Genomic DNA, 16625 nt, shown 5'->3' with positions numbered 1-16625 from the left:
CTCACCGAGACCGATCCTTGTCAGAGCCGACCCTCGACCCGAACCACCGGCCCCTCACCGATATCGCGCTGACCGCGCAGGCGCTGAAGAACAGCGGCGGCGCGGAGCGCTACACGCGCGACGTGATCGCCGGCCTGCATCGGCTCGGTCTGCGCCCGACGCTGTTCGCGCGCGAGATCGACCGCGCGCTTCCCGAGGCCGCGTGGATCGATGCGCAGCCGCTCAACGTGCGCTGGGCGCCGCGCAAGCTGCGCAACCTCGCGTTCGACTGGCGTCTTAAGCAGCGTTTGAAGCGGCACCGTCCGGCGTGCGTGTTCTCGATCAATCACTCGACGCATGCCGACGTCGCGTTGTGCGGCGGCACGCATCCGGGCTCGCTCGAAGCCGCGGGCCGCACCCCGCGCCGCAGCGACGAATGGCAGATCGAGCTCGAGCGGCGCGTCTATACGCGGGCGCGTGCGATCGTCGCGCATTCGCAACTGATGAGCCGCGAGTTGCAGCGTTTCTATCACGTGCCGGCTCAGCGCATCGACGTGCTCTATCCGCCCGTCGACACCGCGCGCTTCAAGCCGCTCGACGCCGCCGCGCGCGCGGCCATGCGCCGCCAGCTCGGCGTGCCCGACGATCGCGTGATGTTCGTGTTCTCGTCGACGAGCCATGAGCGCAAGGGCTATCCGTTGCTCGAAGCGTTTTTCTCGCGCACGACGCTGCCGGTCTGCCTCGTCGTCGCGGGCCGCCCGGTGCCGAAAACCGGCGACACAATCCGTTACGCGGGTTACAGCAAAGAGATCGAGAAGCTGTTCGCGGCCGCCCGATTTCACCGTCGTCGCGTCGGCGTACGAGCCGTTCGGGCTCGTCGGTGTCGAGTCGGTGATGTGCGGCACGCCGCTCGTGATCGCCGAGAACGTCGGCTCGGCGGAGACCGTGACCGGCGCCGCGAAGATCGAGTTTTCGCGGCAGTCCGACGGCAGTTTCGAGCGCGCGATCGGGCAGGCGGTCGAACGTGTGAAGAGCGGCGCCGCGCGCATCGCGGTGCCGCGCGACAGCCTCGTGTACGACCCGAGCGTCGACGCGCATGTCGCGGCGCTTTACGAAGTGTTCACGCGAGGATGACGGCGGGGCTTAGTTCTCGAGGCGCCGCTGCTCTATGCTAATGCGCGTGTTCGTGCGCGCACTCGCCGCAGCGCAAGCCGCCAGCCCAGACGCATACGCTTTTGCAGCCGAATTCGCGGGGATCCTACGGCGGGGGGCCGCGTCGCTTCGCGGGCTGCGTCTACCTTAATCTGGTCAACAAACCGCTCAAGAGCGGCCAGCTCATTCTCTCGGGAAAAAAGCGTGCGCAATCTGGCCATCCCAGGCTCAAGCTCACTGAGATCGTCCGTGCTATTGGACAGTAAACGCGCTCGTGCCTCGATCCTACGGACGAAATCTCCAAGATCGCCAACGGAGACTTCTTCGAAGTTCGGTGATGCCCAGTATTCCCGACCGCCACCGCCGTGGTACCCAATCACATAGTTTCCACAGAGCGCGGCCTCGACTGGCGGCAGACCCAATCCTTCCAACCCTGAAAACGACATGAATATCCGCGATTCCTTAAGCAGGGTTGCGACTTCTCTTTCATTCATACCGTCGATGCCGCGAATTTCCCAACTCGGAGGGAGTCGCTTCTTCAATGCGAAGACGACCGCAGCCGCATGTGCACCGTTCTTGCGCGGCATAAACGTGATGAGGTTGCGTTTCTTGCCGCCGGCACTAAATTCGCTGTCATTCACGGAGCAAAACACTCGCCTTATCCGGCCTGTCAGATGCGGATAGTGAAGCGAAATCAGGGAGGAGGTGTCTTCGGAGATTGACAGGATGGCAGTCGCATTCTGGTATGCGTAATCTACGTCGGCATCGGTACAACCGCTATCGCGGTCACGCAGATAGTAGCCGTTCTGAACAAAAATCGAGTACTTCAGTCTGCGCGGAACCAGAATGCGCGCGAGCTGCGCCGCTTTGATCTCTGGCAACACCAGATGATCTGTCGGACGCAGCTTTCTGTCGGAAGTCAGTTGGGCACCGTGTTCGGCCCAAGGATACTCATAACCACGCCTATCGTGCATGATCGCTGAGGTAATCAAGCCACTACTATTCAGGCGGCTGGAATGGTCGTAGATGACTTTAACCCCGCCAGCATGCTCGTTTGCCCTCGGCGATGTGCAAAAATACACTAAACGCACTCTCACTTCTCCCTCGGTTATTTATTTCCGCTTGTGTGCTTCAAACACTTTGCGTCTCCATGATCATGGAGACGACGAACGGGCGGTGAAACGGCTCCTGCAATGCGTTTATCAAGCGGGAATCGTGCGAGCAATTCCAGACAGATCACTGTAACCTTGGTCGACGGGCCAATTCGCCGCCGCTGCATTGGACCGTAGCCGAATCCGAAGATGGGAACTTGGCAGCGCTCTCTGCGGTGATGCCGTCGCTGCTAGGGGAGCGTATGGTGGCCGACTGTGATGCCGCCCATTCGCGTTTGCGCGTGTCTATTACCGCCAGCAGCGTCGCCACCAGCAGTGCGATTAGTGCCGTCACCATGATCGGCACCAGCACGTCGATCGTGAGTCCGAAGATTGCCGTACTCGTTGCGACCGCGAGACCCGAATACGATGCGGCGCGAATCACCGGGTCGCTCGCATGCCGGTGTCGCCAAAAATACACCGTGATGCCGTAGTAAAACAGCAGCAGGCACACCACGCCGACCGCGCCCATCTCGGCGAGCGTCGAGAAAAAATCGCTATGCGCGCGCTCGTTGACGATCTCGGCCTTCACTTCGCCGCGGCTGGCCATCGCGCCGAGCTCGTCGACCAGATGGCCCTTGCCGATGCCCCACATCGGATGCCGCGCGAAGATCATCCGCGATGCGTTCCACAGTTGCAGGCGCAGACCGGTGGCGGTGGCGTCCTCGCCCTTGTGCATCATCGATACATCGTTCGGCACTTCGGCGAAGCGCTTCTGAACCCGTTCGGTCGACAACAGGCCGCCCGCGCCGATCGCGATCACGAGCGTCGCGACCAGCAGGCGCTTTTTCCGCGTGAACCAGTGGTACTGCATGCCGAGCAGCATGACGAACACCGGCACCGCAAGCCAGCCGCCGCGCGAGCCCGACAGAAACGACGCATAGCCGCCCGACACGAGCGCGAGCACGCGTGGCACGAGCACGCGCCAGTCGCGCGGATTATCCCAGCCGAGCGTGAATACCGACAGGAACGCGAGCAGCAGCGCGGTATCGCCGAACGGAATCGCGTTCGTGTACGAGTTGTTCAGGCGGTTCGCATCGGTCCAGCCGCCGGGCGGCTGATTGATGATCGCCCATGCGCCGACCGCGAGCGCGCCGGCCGCACAGCCCCAGCCGATCATGCGCAGATTGCGCGACGGCAACTGGCGCAGCAGCAGGAACACCAGCAGCGCGAACACGAAGCGCGCGACCGAGTCGAGTTCGCGTGGCATCCAGTAGCCGAGCACCAGCTGCTGCGCGCCGATCCCGACGACGAACGCGAGCATGCCGATCGTGAACCAGCGATAGGTGCGCAACGCGGAGAAATAGCCCGGCATGCGCCGGTTGACGATGGCCGCGCCGAGCGCGAGCGCGACGAGTGCGAAAAAGCAGTAGCCGGTGCCGCCGCGCCACATGAGATTGACCGCGGGCGCGAGAAACAGCAGCACCGACGTGAGCCAGACGAGACTGGAAGCAAAAATCATAGGTCTACGTTATCGATGAGCACACTACCGTTCCGGTGGTGAAATTGCAGGGGACGCCGGACCATTTGAGGTTTTTCAAGACGGCAGAGCGATCCGGATTATAACCATGCGCTTCCTTGCGGAATGCTTGCCGCCGCACGCGCTAAGGTTCCGTCGGCCCGCGGTATGCGGCGCGGCGGCGGGCGGCGCCTGTCGTGCGTGCGGGCGGGGGGCGGTACAATCGCGCGACATTCATGGCCGGCGTGCGGCGCGTGCCGCGCCCCGCGCCCAGCTCAACGGACCGACTCGATGTTCTCAATCATCATCCCGACCTGGAACAACCTGCCTTATCTGCGCCTCGTGATCAAAAGCCTGCGCCGTCATTCGACGTATCCGCACCAGATCATCGTGCACGTGAACGACGGCTCGGACGGTACGCTCGCGTGGGTGCGCGACGAGGGCATCGAGCACACGGCGTCCCCAGGCAATATCGGCATCTGCCACGCGGTCAATATCGCGGCGGCGCGCGCGACGCAGGACTACATCGTCTACATGAACGACGACATGTACTGCTGTCCCGGCTGGGATGAAGCGCTCGTCAAGCGTCTCGCGCAGATGCCGGCCGACAGGCTATTCATGCTGTCGGGCACGATGATCGAGCCGGTCGATTCGGGCAATCCATGCGTGGTCGTGCGCGACTTCGGCCGCGATGCGCAGGTGTTTCGCGCTGACGAGCTGGTCGCTGCCGCGCCCAGCCTCGTGCGTGCCGACTGGCGTGGCGCGACGTGGCCGCCGACGCTCGTGCATCGCGACTGGTGGTTCAAGCTGGGCGGCTACAGCAGCGAGCTGAGCCCCGGCATGAGCAGCGACAACGATTTCTCGATGAAGCTGTGGGACGCGGGCTGCCGCGTGTTCGTCGGCGTCGGCGACAGTCTCGTCTATCACTTCCAGCAGAAGAGCACCGGCAAGATCGTGAAGAACGACGGGCGCCGCCAGTTTCTCAACAAGTGGGGAATGACGCAGGCGACGTTCGACCGCTATTACCTGCGCCGCGGCACCGCCATCGACGGCGCGCTCGCGGTCAGCGAGCCGGAGCGCACCGGCCGGCTGCGTCGTGCGCTGCTGAAGTCGCGCATCAAGCGCGCGTTGGGCTGACGGGCGTCGAACCGCAAAGCAGCGGATGCTCGACGTACGACGCCTGTCAAACGCCGCCTGTCACGAGCGGCAGCACCGTCAGGTCCGGATGCGTGCCGTCGATAATGCTGCGCCCCACGTGCACCGCTTCGTATAGCGCGTCGTCGAGGCTCGCGAAGCTCTCTTCACCGTCCGCGTGAAACGGCACCGCATGGCCGGGAAGCTGAGGATTGGCGCCCGGATGGCAGACGTAGCCGAGATACGTGTAGCGGCTCTTATGCGCGGCCGAATCGGCGGCGTGCGCCGGGTCGGGCGGGTCCTTCTCGACGGGCGACACGTGTATCTCGAAGCCCTCGTATTGCACCGTCTGCCAACTTGCGGTTTGGTCGGCCATGACCGCCTCCGTCTGGGTCTGTCCTGTCCAAAAGTCTAGGTGATTTGCCGCCAAAACGCGCGGGGCGCGCGGCTACGGCCAAACCGTGACGGCTTGGACTACGGTTTGATCGCGCCGAGCTGCTTCAGCACCGTCAGATTGTCCTCGAGGTGCCAGTTTTCGACGATCCGGCCATCCTGCACGCGATACAGATCGAACGCCTGGAAGTCGACGGCCTGGCCGTTGCCCTTCCGGTTCTGAAACTCGCCCGTGAAGTGGCCACGAAAGTGCAGATGCACCGACGCGCGGTCGCCGGCGACGACGAGATCGTCGATGTCCGCGTGCAGGTCGGGCACCGCCGCGCGGAATCCCTTCGACGCTTCCAGCGGACCGTTCGGGCCCTGCGGGCGGCCGTCCGGCAGCGTCCGGTCGATGAACTCGGGCGACAGCGCGAGCCGCGCATACGCTTCGTCGCCCGTGTTCCAGAACCCGGCGTAGCGGCGCGCAGCGAGCACGACTGCGGCGCCTTGCGGGGAAGTGCTGTCGACGGCCAGATGGTGCGGCGTGGGCAGCGTGGCGTCGTTGGCGCTTGGCGCGGAATCCGCAGCCTGTGCGCCGAGCGCACCGGCAACGCTGACGGCGACGAGAGCCTGACGGGCAAGACGGGAAATCGTAGCGTTGCTCATGATGCGCTCCTTGGAAGTGAGTTGATGAAACGCAGTTTGCTGGCATCGGTCGCGTTTGATAATTGGCCTGTCGATGGAAGGATTCTCATTTTTTAATTGAAAATACCTCACCTCCATGTTCGCGTCTGCCAGAACGCCCCGGCTGGTTCCCGTCGGATAAAATGCTGCGCTTTGCCTAAATCCGACTTCGCTCATGTGGTTCAAAAACCTTCAGCTACACCGTCTGCCCGCTCCGTGGTCCGTCACCCCTGAACAGATGCAGAAGTGGCTCGCGCCGTACGCGTTCGCGCCCGGCCAGAGCGTCGAGATGCAGGCCCAGGGCTGGGCGCCGCCGCGCGACGGCGACTCGCTCGTCTACGCAATGAACGGTCAGATGCTGCTGACGTTCCGGGCCGAGAAGAAGCTGCTGCCCGCGTCGGTGGTCACCCAGATCACGCGCGAGCGCGCGGCCGAGCTCGAGGAGCAGCAGGGCTTCAAGCCGGGCCGCAAGCAGATGCGCGACCTGAAGGAGCAGGTCACCGACGAGTTGCGCCCGCGCGCGTTCAGCATCCGCCGCGATACGCGCGTGTGGATCGATTGCACGAATGGCTGGCTCGTGATCGACGCGGCGTCGCAGGCGCTCGCCGACGATGTGCGCGGTCTGCTCGTCAAGTCGATCGACCAGTTGCCGCTGATGACGGTGCGCGTCGCGCAGTCGCCGGTCGCGGCGATGACCGGCTGGCTGCTCGACGGCGACGCGCCGGCGGGTTTCACGCTCGATCAGGACACCGAGCTGCGTTCGCCCGCCGAAGGCAACGCGACGGTCCGCTATGTCGGACACGCGCTCGACGCCGAAGACATGCGCCGCCACATCGAGGCGGGCAAGCAATGCATGCGGCTGGCGATGACGTGGAACGATCGCGTGTCGTTCGTGCTGACGCCGTCGCTGACGATCAAGCGCATCGCGCCGCTCGACGTGCTCAAGGAAGCGAGCGACCCGACCGCGCAGAACGACGACGAACGCTTCGATTCCGACGTCGCGCTGATGACGGCCGAACTCGACCGCATGCTGCGCGATCTGATCGATGCGCTCGGCGGCGAGCAGGGCGAGCAAGGGTTCGCGTTGCCGCAGGCCGTGGCGGCTTGAGCGTCAGACTCTCGCGCTGTCGAGCGCTTCGACGAGAGTCCAGTAAGGCGTGATCGAGCGCAGATGGATCGGGTAGATCCGCTGCAGCAGCGCGAGCGTCGCGTCGCTATCGGTGAGCTGATAAATGCCCGACACGCGCAGATCGGCGACGTCGTCGGTACAGCGCAATACGCCGGCGCGATAGCGCGCGAGTTCATCGACGAGGTCCGCGATACGCGTGTCGTTCGCGTAGAGCAGGCCACGTGTCCACATCGCCTCGCGTGGGTCGAGCGTGAGCGGTGCCGCGATGCCGTCGCGCGTGAACCTGCAACATTGGCCCTGCGTCAGCATCAGCGCCGCGGTTGCTGCCGGCGTCACCAGCGCGTCGCCGCGAAACGCGGCCACGCGCGTGAAACCATCCCGTTGCTGCACACTGAACTGCGCGCCACGCGCTTCGACGACGCCTTCGGCCGTCTGCACGAGTAGAGGCGGATGAGTCGTCCGCGTGCCTGCGGCGCCGCGGACATCGCTCACGGGCCGCACCATGATTTCCCCTTCAAGCAGATGAATGCGCCGAACGTTCGCTTTGAACGCAACGTCGATCGCGCTCGCGCTGGCCAGCGTGATCTGGGAGCCGTCCGCGAGCAGTAGGTCGTGCAGTTCGCCGGTCGCGGTGCGGAAGTCGGCGGTCCAAGTGCGCCACGGCGGGCGGCTCGCGACCCAGCCAGCGGACGTGGCGATTGCGAGCCACGACAGCGCCTTCAGCGCGCGTCGCCGTCCCGTCGAAATGCCGGCAACCCCCGCGTCTTCGCGTAGCGCGGTGCCGGCTTCGCGCCGCAATTCATGATTGGCTCGTCTTTCCGTATTCGACTCGCGAAGCATTTTGATTAAATGTGCTTCATTCTGAACGCAATTGACAGATGTGATTTATCAATTCAATTTTGAAAATCACATTTGACAATTTATGTCTATTGAATTGACCATTTTCGATTGAATGTGAACCTGAGTTCACATTGGAATTGCGCGCGCACTCGGTAATTTCAGGTCTGGTAGACACATTGTCACCGATACAAAAAAACTACGCTATGCATGTGGCTTTACTTTCTCATGAATGTTTCGCGTGAAGTACCGCTAATTGCGCCGCAAGCGAACGTAGCCTTTTCGTCATGAATTACAGTGTGCCGGGTTTAGCTGACTGGTGTGTGAAGCCGGCTGAAACTATTCGCTGGGTCACGCGGATCGTCGCCGTCCAGCGCGCGGGCGCGCTCCCGGTTGCGTTTCGACCTGTCACGCATCATGGCTTCCGTTCGACCATGAACCCCGGTAAAACTCCGTGCGCTGCCGCACCTTCGATGCAGACGAAAAAACGACAGCCGTATCAAAGGCTTGCGGCTTTTTCCGGGAAGTTATGCACAGATTTGCCAACAAAATCTGTGGGTAACTTGGCGCGTGTGTCGTCGTGGGTCGAAGCGCTGTCAGTCTTCGAGCGCCCACGCGCGCTTGCGCCGCAGCAGCGCCGAGCCGATCGATACCGCGGCGCCGATGCCGCCCATCGTCAGCGACAGCGCGACGATCAGTGGGCCCGTTTGCGTACGAGCGGAGAACACGCCGACCAGCAGGCCAGCGAGCGGCTGCGTCAGATTGTTCAGCAAAATCGCGACGCCGATCGTCTTGCCGTAGTCCTCGGGCGGAATGATCTGCAAACGCGCGCTGCGAATGTAGACGTTGAACATCTTGTCGAAGCCGACGATCAGCAGAAAGCCCAACGCATAGCCCCACGGCGATGCGCTCGCGCCCGCGATCACGCCGCCCGCGCAGATCGTCACGAACGCGACGAGACCGAGCACGCGCGCGGGCCAGCCGGCGCGCGCCACCGTCAGCAGCACCAGCACCGTGGCGACCGCGCCGGCCGTTTGCAAAGCTGCGTAGTAGCGATTGGATTGCGCATGCAAGCCCGTCACCATCGCCGCCGATGTCGCGAGCGTGACGCCGATCACGAGGTTCTCCGCGGCCGCGAGCATGATGACCTTTTTCAAACCCGGAAGCGTCCACACGTGATTGAGCGCGATGCGCAGCGGCGTGCTCCAGTGAGCGGCAGGCGCGAGCGATTGAGCGGACCCGGGCGAGGGCGCGCGAAAACCGCTCAGTCGCTGCCAGACGAACAGCGCCGCGTCGGCAAACAGAAACAGCACGCCGGTCGCGGCGACCACCCATTCCCAACGCCACACACCGAGCAGCAGCGCGGCGAGCATCGGCCCGAGCACGAAGCCGAGCTGATCGGCCAGTTGCGAATACGCGAGCACCTTCTGGATCTGTTGCGTGCTGAAGATCTGCGGCAGCATCACCTCGCGCGCGACGAGCCCCTGGCTCGTCAGCACACCGCACGCGGCCGACAGCGCGATCAGCCAGCCGATGCCGCCGAACAGCGCATACGCGGCGATACCGCCGAAGCACGCGAGCGCGCGCACTGCCTGGCTCAGTCGCATCAGACGTAGCGGTGGGAAGCGGTCGCACAGCGCGCCAAAGAATGGGAACACGAGGTAGCGCGGCAGCGTTTCGATAAAGAACGCGAGGCCGGACCACGAGACCTGGCGCGTCGTTTGATAGACGACGAGCGGCACCAGAAAGAGCAGGATCTGATCGGCGAGACGCGCGATGAACAGCGAGCAGAAGAACGCCTGATGGTTGACGCGCACCGTGGATGTCTCGCCGTGTTGGGGTCGAGACCGATCCTATCAAAAGATCGCGCAAGCGGGGGAAGGCGGCGCGCTCGCTGCTGACGCCGTCCTACTCGCCGCGATACGCCTGTTCCAGCGGCGCGATATCGAGCTTGACCATCTTCATCATCTGCGCCATCACGCGGCTTGCCTTTGCGCGATCCGGATCGCGCAGCATCCGCAGCAGAACGTTGGGTGTGATCTGCCACGACACGCCGAAGCGGTCCCGCAGCCAGCCGCACGCCACCGGCTCGCCGCCGTCGAGCAGCTTCGACCAGTAGTGGTCGATTTCTTCCTGCGAGTCGCAGTGAACCATCAGCGAGATGGCCGGCGTGAATTTATATTGCGGGCCACCGTTCAGCACCATGAACTCCTGGCCTTCGATTTCGAATGTGATGGCGACGACCTCGCCTGCCGGTCCAGGGCCGGCGTCCGTGGAGTGCAGCGTAGTGGCGATGCGCGAGGCCGGAAACACCGACGTGTAGAACTCCGCGGCTTCTTCCGCATTGCCGTCGAACCACAGGCACGGCGCGATTTTCTGCATGACGTTGCTCCTTCGGGACGGGTGTCGGTGGGGCCGGGCGTGCGTTCGCCCGACGCCCACCTTCAGCTCACTTCTTCTCTTGCGACGAACAATCCATCTCGGCCATCGCCTTCTGGATTTCCTCGGTGCTCAGGTCGCGCTTGTGCGTCGCGAGCGACCAGCTGTGGCCGAACGGGTCTTTGACCTGGCCGTAGCGGTCGCCCCAGAACATATCGGTGACGGGCATCGTGACGGTCGCGCCGGCGTCGACCGCCTGTTTGAAACTCGCGTCGACGTCCGGTACGTAGTGATGAATCGTGACCGGCGTGCCCTTCAGCGTGTTCGGGCCGAAGGTTTGGTGCTCGGGCCATTCGTCGGTCAGCATCAGCATCGAGTCGCCGATTTTCAGGGTCGCGTGCATCACCTTGCCGTCGGGGCCCGGCAGACGGACCTGTTCGACGGCGTTGAAGGCTTTCGTGTAGAACGCGATCGCTTCGGCGGCGTTCTTGCAGATCAGGTACGGCGTGAGCGAGTGCATCCCTTCCGGGATCGGTTTGACTGCGGCGCTGGACATGACGGTGACTCCTTGAAGTAACGGTTCCTCAGTGGAAAGACCGGCTGCGTGAGCTGGGTCTTCAACGTTACGACGAGTTTGTGACCGTTGGATCGACACTCCGGGAAAAATATTTTTGGGCCCGGGCGAGGGCGACCCGCCCTCGCGATTTACCCCGCCGGATTCTCCTCGTCCGCTGGTGGCGCGGACGTGGGCGCCGCGCTGCCGGCCGGTGCGCCGAGGATGCTGATCTGGAAGGTCCGCGTCGCGGCGAGCGACTGCAGCGTCGCGTCCTCGGCGATGCGCTCGTCGAGCGGCAGGATTACCGAGCCGCCGATCACCGCGCGCCGGCTGTTGTCGGCCGGACGCAGGCCCCATACGTCCTGATAGACGACGGGGACCGTGGCGTCGTTGCGCGTCGTGTTGCCGAGGTACAGCATCACGTGGCCGCCGATGTAGATCAGCGTGCGCAGCGGCACGCCATGCCGCGCCAGATAGTCGAGCCGCTCGGCGGGCGTCGAGTCCGACAGATCGACCATGCGGCCGGCGCTCATCTGCGTCGACGAATGGCGCGGCAGCCACACGCCGAACGCGGCGAAGATGCTTTGCAGTTCCGACGAACAGTCGTTGTACAAGCCGCTATTGCCCCAGCCGTACGGCCGGCCGATCAGCGCCTTTAACAGCATCGCGAGATGGCGCGGCGTCGCGGCGAGCGGCATCGGCGTGATCTGCGTGGCGTCGAGCGACGCGGTGCGGATCAGCGCGCGGCCGTCGACGTCGCGCGCGGGAACGAGGAACTGAAGCGTGCCCGCGTTGGTGCTGCTCGCCGCCGGCGATGCCGAGGCGCCCGTCAGCAGAGGCAGCATCGTCCCGGCCGGCGCGTTGAAGCGGAACACGCCGCGGCTGTCGTTGACCGCCGCCGATGCGACGATCACCGCTCCCAGCGACTTGCCCGCCGCCGCGCGCCATTGATCGATGAAACGATCGTCGGCGAACGCGACGCCGTCGCTGCGCACCCAGCCCTGCACGTCGGGTGTCTGCACGTAATGCCATGCACCGTCGACGCTGCTGCCGAGCACATAGAGCGGCGTACCGGGCCGGACCGCCGAGATCTGCAGGTTGTCGAACGGATAGCCTTCGCCGGCCAGGTGACGGTCATAGAACGACGGATCGGTGGTCGGCAGCTCGCGCACCATCAGGTTGCCGGTCGCGATCGCGCGCCGCTCGGGCTGATACGCCGGCGCTTGCGTGAACTGCGCGACGTTGATGTTGCGCGCGATCGCCTCGATCCACGCCTTGTCGTGCGGCCGGAAGTTTTCGCCGTAACCGATGACGCTGCCATGCTTGCCGGTGTTGTCGAACTTGTCGATGCGGCGCTGTTGCAGTGCGGCAATGTCCTCGCCCTGCTCGCGAAACACGCGTGCGGTCACCCAGGCGGGATTCCATGGCGACGGCGCGTTCTCGCCTGTGCCGAAGTAGCGCGCGAACAGCGCGTCGAAATGTGCGCGCTGCTCGGCAGCGCTGAGAAACGGCCGGTCGTAGTCGGGGCTGTTCGGATCGAGCCAGTGATCGACGTTCTGGTCGTAATTGGCGAGTGGAAACAGCGTGACGTTGTCGACGAACGCTTGCGTGCGATGCGGCGGTGCTAGCGTGCCGCACGCGACGAGCATCGTGACGGCGGCGCATACCATGGCGGTGCGGCAGGCACGACGGGAGAGAACGGCGACTGACATAAAGATTCGGCGTATGAGGTGCAAGGCCACGATGATACGGTGTCGGCGATATCCGCGGCGCATCGGATGTTCGGGGCGGCGCGCGCGGCATCCGCTACACTCGCTTTGTCCGTCCACTGGCGCGTTGCCACGCGCTTCAATCAACAGGGAGCACGCTATGAAAACCAGCGCACGCAATCAGTTCAGCGGCGAAATCACCGACGTCACGCACGGCGCCGTCAACGACGAAGTCACGCTGCGCACGTCGGACGGTCTCGAGATCGTCGCGATCATCACGCACGGCAGCGCGAAGTCGCTCGGGCTCGCGGCGGGCAAGCAGGCGTTTTCGCTCGTGAAGGCATCGTCGGTGATAGTGATGGTCGATGTCGCGAAGCACCAGGTGTCGGCGCGCAACTGTATCGAAGGGACCGTCGCGGCCGTGACGAAGGGCGCGGTCAATTCGGAAGTGACGATCGGTGCAGGCGGCGCACAGATCGCGGCGATCATCACGAACGACAGTGTCGAGCGTCTTGGTCTCGCGAGCGGCAAGACGGCGACGGCGATTTTCAAGGCGTCGAGCGTGATTATCGGGGTCGATCAGTAGCAGGCCCGGGCCTCTGGGACGGGTACTCAGCGAGTTCTCACTGATCCCGGCAGCGCGCGAACGATGATGCCGTCCCATCCAAAAACGATCCTGTGAGCGTCCATTCGGAAAACCGCAAAACAATTGTCGCTATCTACGACAACGGTTGTAGCGGGCAATCCGGTTTCATTCGCGCGAAGCCCGAACTGATTCTTCAACGCCGAAAGCGTGTCGATTCGTTTGACGGTAAAACCTTTGTTCGGCTTGCAGGTTTCACTGTCGAAGCTCATGGAGTGCGGCGTAATTGCGATCGTCATGCCGAGAATCCGTTTTGCTTCGGGGATGCCACCAGAAATATCGGCGTAGTCAACTACATCGGTCACGACCCAATTGCCGACGAAATCATTCATCGTCGCGTGCGGTGTTTGCGTCGCGCACACGCTTACCGAGGCGGTCAGTGTGAGAGCCACATATGCAAAAAACTTGTGGCCTGGCATTGTGCGGACTGCCGGAAGGGCGCGGATTCTCGTTGGCGGCGGCTCGTTAGTCCCCGGCTTCTCTTCGCAGGACCGATCTTTGGGCCATTGCCATCGCGCGGGGTAATCATCACATTGAGCATCATTTTTTCTGCAACGGCTGTTATGTCTCCGGTATTTGCGGGACCTAGCGCGTCGCGTCTGTTCTGGCGTGACGAGTTAAAAGCAAAAGACACGGCAGCATCGAACTGTGCCTGAGTCAATTCGTACTGCGTTACCACGGCTTTAACTGCTGCCTAGAGTGGGTAATATAACAAAATATAACTCGCAAAAATCAGTTTGAATTAAAATAATGCGAAATAAGTTATTTATAATATTAAGATAGAACGTAAAAAGGGCAAATTGAGAACTGAAGGGGCGCGACCGTAGACGAGAGGCGCGCGTCACCGCGGTCGGCATCCGCGCGCGGGGATTGCGCTTGCTTTAAACTTTGCCGTTTACCATCCCGCTCTGATCACGGACACCGTCATGTTCGAAGTTTCCTCCACCTCGCATCTGCCGAAAGCCGCGCAATATGAAGAACTGGTTGCGCAGGCGCGCGCGCTCCTGGCCGGCGAAACGGACTGGATCGCCAACGCCGCGAACTTTGCGTCGTTCGTCTTTCATTCGTTGAGCGATCTGAACTGGGCCGGCTTTTACTTTCACGACGGCCGCGAACTGGTGGTCGGCCCGTTCCAGGGCAAGCCCGCGTGCGTACGCATTGCACTCGGCAAGGGCGTCTGCGGTACGGCCGCGCAAACCCGTCAGACCCAGGTCGTGCGCGACGTGCACGAGTTTCCCGGTCATATCGCGTGCGATTCGGCGTCTCAATCGGAAATCGTCGTGCCGCTGGTCGCGCCCGACGGCACGCTGATCGGCGTGTGGGATGTCGATAGCCCAGTCGTCGCGTGCTTCGACGAGGAGGACGCGAAGGGCATGGAAGCGTTGTGCGCGGTGTTCATCGAGGCAGCGCTGCCTCGCGGCGTGTAGTTTGCGAATCGCGCCGAGCGCGACGCGCAGCACTGAAGCGAGATCGACCTGCGGTTAGCAAGCCGCGTACCGCATCTTGCGACGGATGGACAGGAACGCGTCGTGCTTGCCCTGCATCGGTATCGATCAAGCGAATCACGCCGACGATGAACGACTCCCTCTACCGTTTCTTTCATCTTCAGCCGTCACTGCTCGTCACGCTGACACACGACGTCGTTCATATCGCGATTGCCGTGCTGGTCCTCGTGGTCGGCTGGTGGTTGTCGAACCGCGTCGGTGCGATGTTCGCGAAGGCGCTCGCACGCACGCACGCGGACCCGACCCTCGCGCCGATGCTCGCCGCGATGGGCACGTGGGCCGTGCGCGTGCTCGCCTTCATTGCGGCGCTCGGCGAAGTCGGCATCGCGACCGCGAGCGTATTGGCCGTGCTAGGCGCGGCTGGCCTCGCGATCGGCCTCGCGCTGCAAGGTACGTTGCAGAACATCGCGGCCGGCATGATGCTGCTGTTGCTGCGACCGTTTCGCGTCGGCGACGTGATCGAAGGCAGCGGCGCCGCGGCTGGCATCGTGCGCGAGGTGGGGCTCTTCACGACGCGGATCGAGCGCGGCGACGGCAACATCGTGTTCGTGCCGAATAGCCAGATCTGGAGCAATCCGGTGATCAACTACAGTTGTGGCGGCACGCAGCGCATCGAGGTCGATGTGGAACTCGCGCAGCGCAAGGACGTGGATGCGGCGATCGGGCAACTGCAGAAACTCGTGGCCGACGAGCCGCGTGTGCTGAGCGGTTCGACGCTTGCGCCGGTGGTTTCGGTTGCGGATTATCCGGCCGATGGCGGCGCGACGTTAAGGATCGCTGCGTGGGTCAGGTCGCCGGATGCGTCGTTGGCTGGCGGTGATCTGCATGACCGGGCGCAGGCCGTGTTGGAGCAGGCGGGATGTGAGGTGGCGGCTTAGGCCTGGAGATGTTCGGGATTAGGGTTTCGCGGCATGGCATACGGCCTCAACGCGATTGCCGGCCGGGTCGATCAGAAATGCCGCGTAGTAGCCGGAGTGATAGTGGGGCCTCGCGCCAGGTTGGCCGTCGGATTTGCCGCCACTCGAGAGTCCCGCTTTGAAGAATGCATCGACGTGCGCGCGGGACGGGGCTTTGAAGCACCAGTGACGTTTGTTTTCTGTTATTTCATTTGGATCGAGATACACGGCCAAATAGGTCGATGAGGTTTCGTCGATCGTGCAACGCTCGCCGTAGCCTAACGCGGTGGGACGGTCGAACACTTTGCGCGCGCCGAGAGCTGTCATGATGGCGTCGTAGAAAGGGCGGGCTGCGTCGATGTCGGGAACGCCGATCGATACGTGATCGAGAAGCTGCATCAGATGTCTCCCTCTGGAAGTTGCGCTGAGTTTATACGTTCGACTCGTTGCAACAGGCATTTCCGCACTCAACCGCCAAGGTGTTCTTCCAAAAGCGGCGGGCCGGCTCATGCCGAATCTGTCTGGACTCCAGGGCGCTTCGACGCGCGCATGGCGACGCTTTATTGGTTCCGCGTGATCGACCAGCGAACAAGAACGTCATCGATTGTTTTCGGTTCTATCGCGCTGTCTCCAGCCTTCTGCTACGTATACCCGCGACGCACGCCAGCTAGCGCAGCTCACCGGCTTCATGCGAAATGTACGCGGCCGCGGGTCTGCGAGTGGTCCTGCGCCGGAGCAGTTGATCCGTGCGCTACAGTCCGCCGTCGAAAGCGGCGATGTGATCGCAGTCGTGTCAAAGCGGCAAGCTTCGGGTGCAGGCGGCGCTCCTGGCGAACAGGAAATCCGGCCGTACTGCCCACCTCGATCCGAATGACCATCGATATGACAACAAAATCAAGAAGGCGATCCAGGCACTGCGCCCAGACCACCTTTCGATTCTATCCGGCGGTGGTGACAATGACGAGCCGCCCGACGCGATGGGCGGCACAGTCGAGATTGATTCTTTGCGCGGTATTAATGATCCGGCCTGATCCGGG

General features: G+C 63.2%; 18 protein-coding genes and 1 pseudogene. 7 read left to right on the top strand and 12 right to left on the bottom strand.

The window, feature by feature from the left end:
* Positions 1-17: 17 nt before the first annotated feature.
* Positions 18-1113: pseudogene (locus tag QFZ94_RS25800) on the top strand (glycosyltransferase family 4 protein).
* Between the two features lie 32 nt (positions 1114-1145).
* Here QFZ94_RS25800 and QFZ94_RS25795 read toward each other — a convergent pair.
* Together QFZ94_RS25795 and QFZ94_RS25790 are read right to left on the bottom strand one after the other, a co-directional pair.
* Complete coding sequence (locus tag QFZ94_RS25795) at positions 1146-2222, bottom strand: hypothetical protein (protein ID WP_429460458.1); 1077 nt, start codon at positions 2220-2222, stop codon at positions 1146-1148.
* A gap of 145 nt (positions 2223-2367) precedes the next feature.
* Positions 2368-3744 carry an O-antigen ligase family protein gene (locus QFZ94_RS25790; protein ID WP_429460456.1) on the bottom strand — a complete coding sequence of 459 codons (1377 nt, stop codon included), beginning with the start codon at positions 3742-3744 and terminating at the stop codon, positions 2368-2370.
* A 288-nt stretch (positions 3745-4032) separates the two neighbouring features.
* Here QFZ94_RS25790 and QFZ94_RS25785 point away from each other — a divergent pair, with 288 nt between their 5' ends.
* The gene (locus QFZ94_RS25785; protein WP_410850552.1) at positions 4033-4878 is read left to right on the top strand and encodes a glycosyltransferase family 2 protein; all 846 of its coding nucleotides are present in this window, start codon (positions 4033-4035) and stop codon (positions 4876-4878) included.
* A 46-nt stretch (positions 4879-4924) separates the two neighbouring features.
* Here QFZ94_RS25785 and QFZ94_RS25780 read toward each other — a convergent pair whose 3' ends face one another.
* Both QFZ94_RS25780 and QFZ94_RS25775 read right to left on the bottom strand, forming a co-directional pair.
* Positions 4925-5251 carry a hypothetical protein gene (locus tag QFZ94_RS25780; protein ID WP_368586217.1) on the bottom strand — a complete coding sequence of 109 codons (327 nt, stop codon included), beginning with the start codon at positions 5249-5251 and terminating at the stop codon, positions 4925-4927.
* A gap of 98 nt (positions 5252-5349) precedes the next feature.
* Entirely contained in the window at positions 5350-5916 is a 567-nt protein-coding gene (locus QFZ94_RS25775; RefSeq protein WP_368586216.1) for an ester cyclase, read from the bottom strand.
* Between the two features lie 193 nt (positions 5917-6109).
* Between QFZ94_RS25775 and QFZ94_RS25770 the strand changes: the two genes are divergently transcribed.
* Entirely contained in the window at positions 6110-7042 is a 933-nt protein-coding gene (locus QFZ94_RS25770) for a recombination-associated protein RdgC (RefSeq protein ID WP_176366918.1), read from the top strand.
* A gap of 3 nt (positions 7043-7045) precedes the next feature.
* Here the strand turns inward: QFZ94_RS25770 and QFZ94_RS25765 are convergent, their stop codons facing one another.
* The 5 genes from QFZ94_RS25765 to QFZ94_RS25745 all read right to left on the bottom strand — a co-directional run bounded on the left by QFZ94_RS25765 (position 7046) and on the right by QFZ94_RS25745 (position 12547).
* Positions 7046-7903 carry a FecR family protein gene (locus QFZ94_RS25765; RefSeq protein ID WP_429460453.1) on the bottom strand — a complete coding sequence of 286 codons (858 nt, stop codon included), beginning with the start codon at positions 7901-7903 and terminating at the stop codon, positions 7046-7048.
* A gap of 593 nt (positions 7904-8496) precedes the next feature.
* Positions 8497-9717 carry an MFS transporter gene (locus tag QFZ94_RS25760; protein ID WP_410850550.1) on the bottom strand — a complete coding sequence of 407 codons (1221 nt, stop codon included), beginning with the start codon at positions 9715-9717 and terminating at the stop codon, positions 8497-8499.
* Between the two features lie 91 nt (positions 9718-9808).
* On the bottom strand, positions 9809-10282 hold the full coding sequence (locus QFZ94_RS25755) for a VOC family protein (protein ID WP_410850549.1): 474 nt from the start codon (positions 10280-10282) through the stop codon (positions 9809-9811).
* 67 nt (positions 10283-10349) lie between these two features.
* On the bottom strand, positions 10350-10835 hold the full coding sequence (locus tag QFZ94_RS25750) for a VOC family protein (protein ID WP_368586212.1): 486 nt from the start codon (positions 10833-10835) through the stop codon (positions 10350-10352).
* Between the two features lie 149 nt (positions 10836-10984).
* Positions 10985-12547, bottom strand: coding sequence for an SH3 domain-containing protein (locus QFZ94_RS25745; RefSeq protein ID WP_429460450.1), 1563 nt, complete (start codon positions 12545-12547; stop codon positions 10985-10987).
* A 157-nt stretch (positions 12548-12704) separates the two neighbouring features.
* Between QFZ94_RS25745 and QFZ94_RS25740 the strand changes: the two genes are divergently transcribed.
* Positions 12705-13130 (top strand): TOBE domain-containing protein, encoded by a 426-nt coding sequence (locus QFZ94_RS25740; RefSeq protein WP_429460448.1) that lies wholly within the window; start codon positions 12705-12707, stop codon positions 13128-13130.
* A gap of 26 nt (positions 13131-13156) precedes the next feature.
* Here the strand turns inward: QFZ94_RS25740 and QFZ94_RS25735 are convergent, their stop codons facing one another.
* A complete protein-coding gene (locus tag QFZ94_RS25735) occupies positions 13157-13519 on the bottom strand; it encodes a hypothetical protein (RefSeq protein ID WP_429460446.1) in 363 nt (120 codons plus the stop codon).
* A 44-nt stretch (positions 13520-13563) separates the two neighbouring features.
* A complete protein-coding gene (locus tag QFZ94_RS25730) occupies positions 13564-13866 on the bottom strand; it encodes a glycoside hydrolase family protein (RefSeq protein ID WP_429460444.1) in 303 nt (100 codons plus the stop codon).
* Between the two features lie 247 nt (positions 13867-14113).
* On the opposite strand from QFZ94_RS25730, the gene QFZ94_RS25725 reads away from it, so the two are divergent.
* Positions 14114-14614, top strand: a complete 501-nt coding sequence (locus tag QFZ94_RS25725) for a GAF domain-containing protein (RefSeq protein ID WP_429460442.1) — start codon at positions 14114-14116, stop codon at positions 14612-14614.
* A 146-nt stretch (positions 14615-14760) separates the two neighbouring features.
* Positions 14761-15570 (top strand): mechanosensitive ion channel family protein, encoded by an 810-nt coding sequence (locus QFZ94_RS25720; protein ID WP_429460440.1) that lies wholly within the window; start codon positions 14761-14763, stop codon positions 15568-15570.
* Between the two features lie 18 nt (positions 15571-15588).
* On the opposite strand, the gene QFZ94_RS25715 is transcribed toward QFZ94_RS25720, so the two are convergent.
* Positions 15589-15987 (bottom strand): VOC family protein, encoded by a 399-nt coding sequence (locus QFZ94_RS25715; RefSeq protein ID WP_429460438.1) that lies wholly within the window; start codon positions 15985-15987, stop codon positions 15589-15591.
* Between the two features lie 413 nt (positions 15988-16400).
* On the opposite strand from QFZ94_RS25715, the gene QFZ94_RS25710 reads away from it, so the two are divergent.
* Complete coding sequence (locus QFZ94_RS25710) at positions 16401-16619, top strand: hypothetical protein (protein ID WP_429460436.1); 219 nt, start codon at positions 16401-16403, stop codon at positions 16617-16619.
* Positions 16620-16625 lie beyond the last annotated feature (6 nt).

This window comes from Paraburkholderia sp. JPY465 (assembly GCF_050436725.1).
In the GTDB taxonomy this organism is placed as follows: Bacteria; Pseudomonadota; Gammaproteobacteria; order Burkholderiales; family Burkholderiaceae; genus Paraburkholderia; species Paraburkholderia youngii.
This window is presented reverse-complemented; position numbering and strand designations above follow the sequence as displayed.

Excerpts from the sequence above, each read along its gene's own strand:
- QFZ94_RS25775 (WP_368586216.1), bottom strand. The coding sequence starts at position 5,916 with ATGAGCAACGCTACGATTTCCCGTCTTGCCCGTCAGGCTCTCGTCGCC.
- QFZ94_RS25715 (WP_429460438.1), bottom strand. The coding sequence starts at position 15,987 with ATGCAGCTTCTCGATCACGTATCGATCGGCGTTCCCGACATCGACGCA.
- QFZ94_RS25735 (WP_429460446.1), bottom strand. The coding sequence starts at position 13,519 with ATGAATGATTTCGTCGGCAATTGGGTCGTGACCGATGTAGTTGACTAC.
- QFZ94_RS25725 (WP_429460442.1), top strand. The coding sequence starts at position 14,114 with ATGTTCGAAGTTTCCTCCACCTCGCATCTGCCGAAAGCCGCGCAATAT.
- QFZ94_RS25740 (WP_429460448.1), top strand. The coding sequence starts at position 12,705 with ATGAAAACCAGCGCACGCAATCAGTTCAGCGGCGAAATCACCGACGTC.
- QFZ94_RS25780 (WP_368586217.1), bottom strand. The coding sequence starts at position 5,251 with ATGGCCGACCAAACCGCAAGTTGGCAGACGGTGCAATACGAGGGCTTC.
- QFZ94_RS25755 (WP_410850549.1), bottom strand. The coding sequence starts at position 10,282 with ATGCAGAAAATCGCGCCGTGCCTGTGGTTCGACGGCAATGCGGAAGAA.
- QFZ94_RS25765 (WP_429460453.1), bottom strand. The coding sequence starts at position 7,903 with ATGCTTCGCGAGTCGAATACGGAAAGACGAGCCAATCATGAATTGCGG.
- QFZ94_RS25750 (WP_368586212.1), bottom strand. The coding sequence starts at position 10,835 with ATGTCCAGCGCCGCAGTCAAACCGATCCCGGAAGGGATGCACTCGCTC.
- QFZ94_RS25790 (WP_429460456.1), bottom strand. The coding sequence starts at position 3,744 with ATGATTTTTGCTTCCAGTCTCGTCTGGCTCACGTCGGTGCTGCTGTTT.
- QFZ94_RS25745 (WP_429460450.1), bottom strand. The coding sequence starts at position 12,547 with ATGTCAGTCGCCGTTCTCTCCCGTCGTGCCTGCCGCACCGCCATGGTA.
- QFZ94_RS25720 (WP_429460440.1), top strand. The coding sequence starts at position 14,761 with ATGAACGACTCCCTCTACCGTTTCTTTCATCTTCAGCCGTCACTGCTC.
- QFZ94_RS25770 (WP_176366918.1), top strand. The coding sequence starts at position 6,110 with ATGTGGTTCAAAAACCTTCAGCTACACCGTCTGCCCGCTCCGTGGTCC.
- QFZ94_RS25785 (WP_410850552.1), top strand. The coding sequence starts at position 4,033 with ATGTTCTCAATCATCATCCCGACCTGGAACAACCTGCCTTATCTGCGC.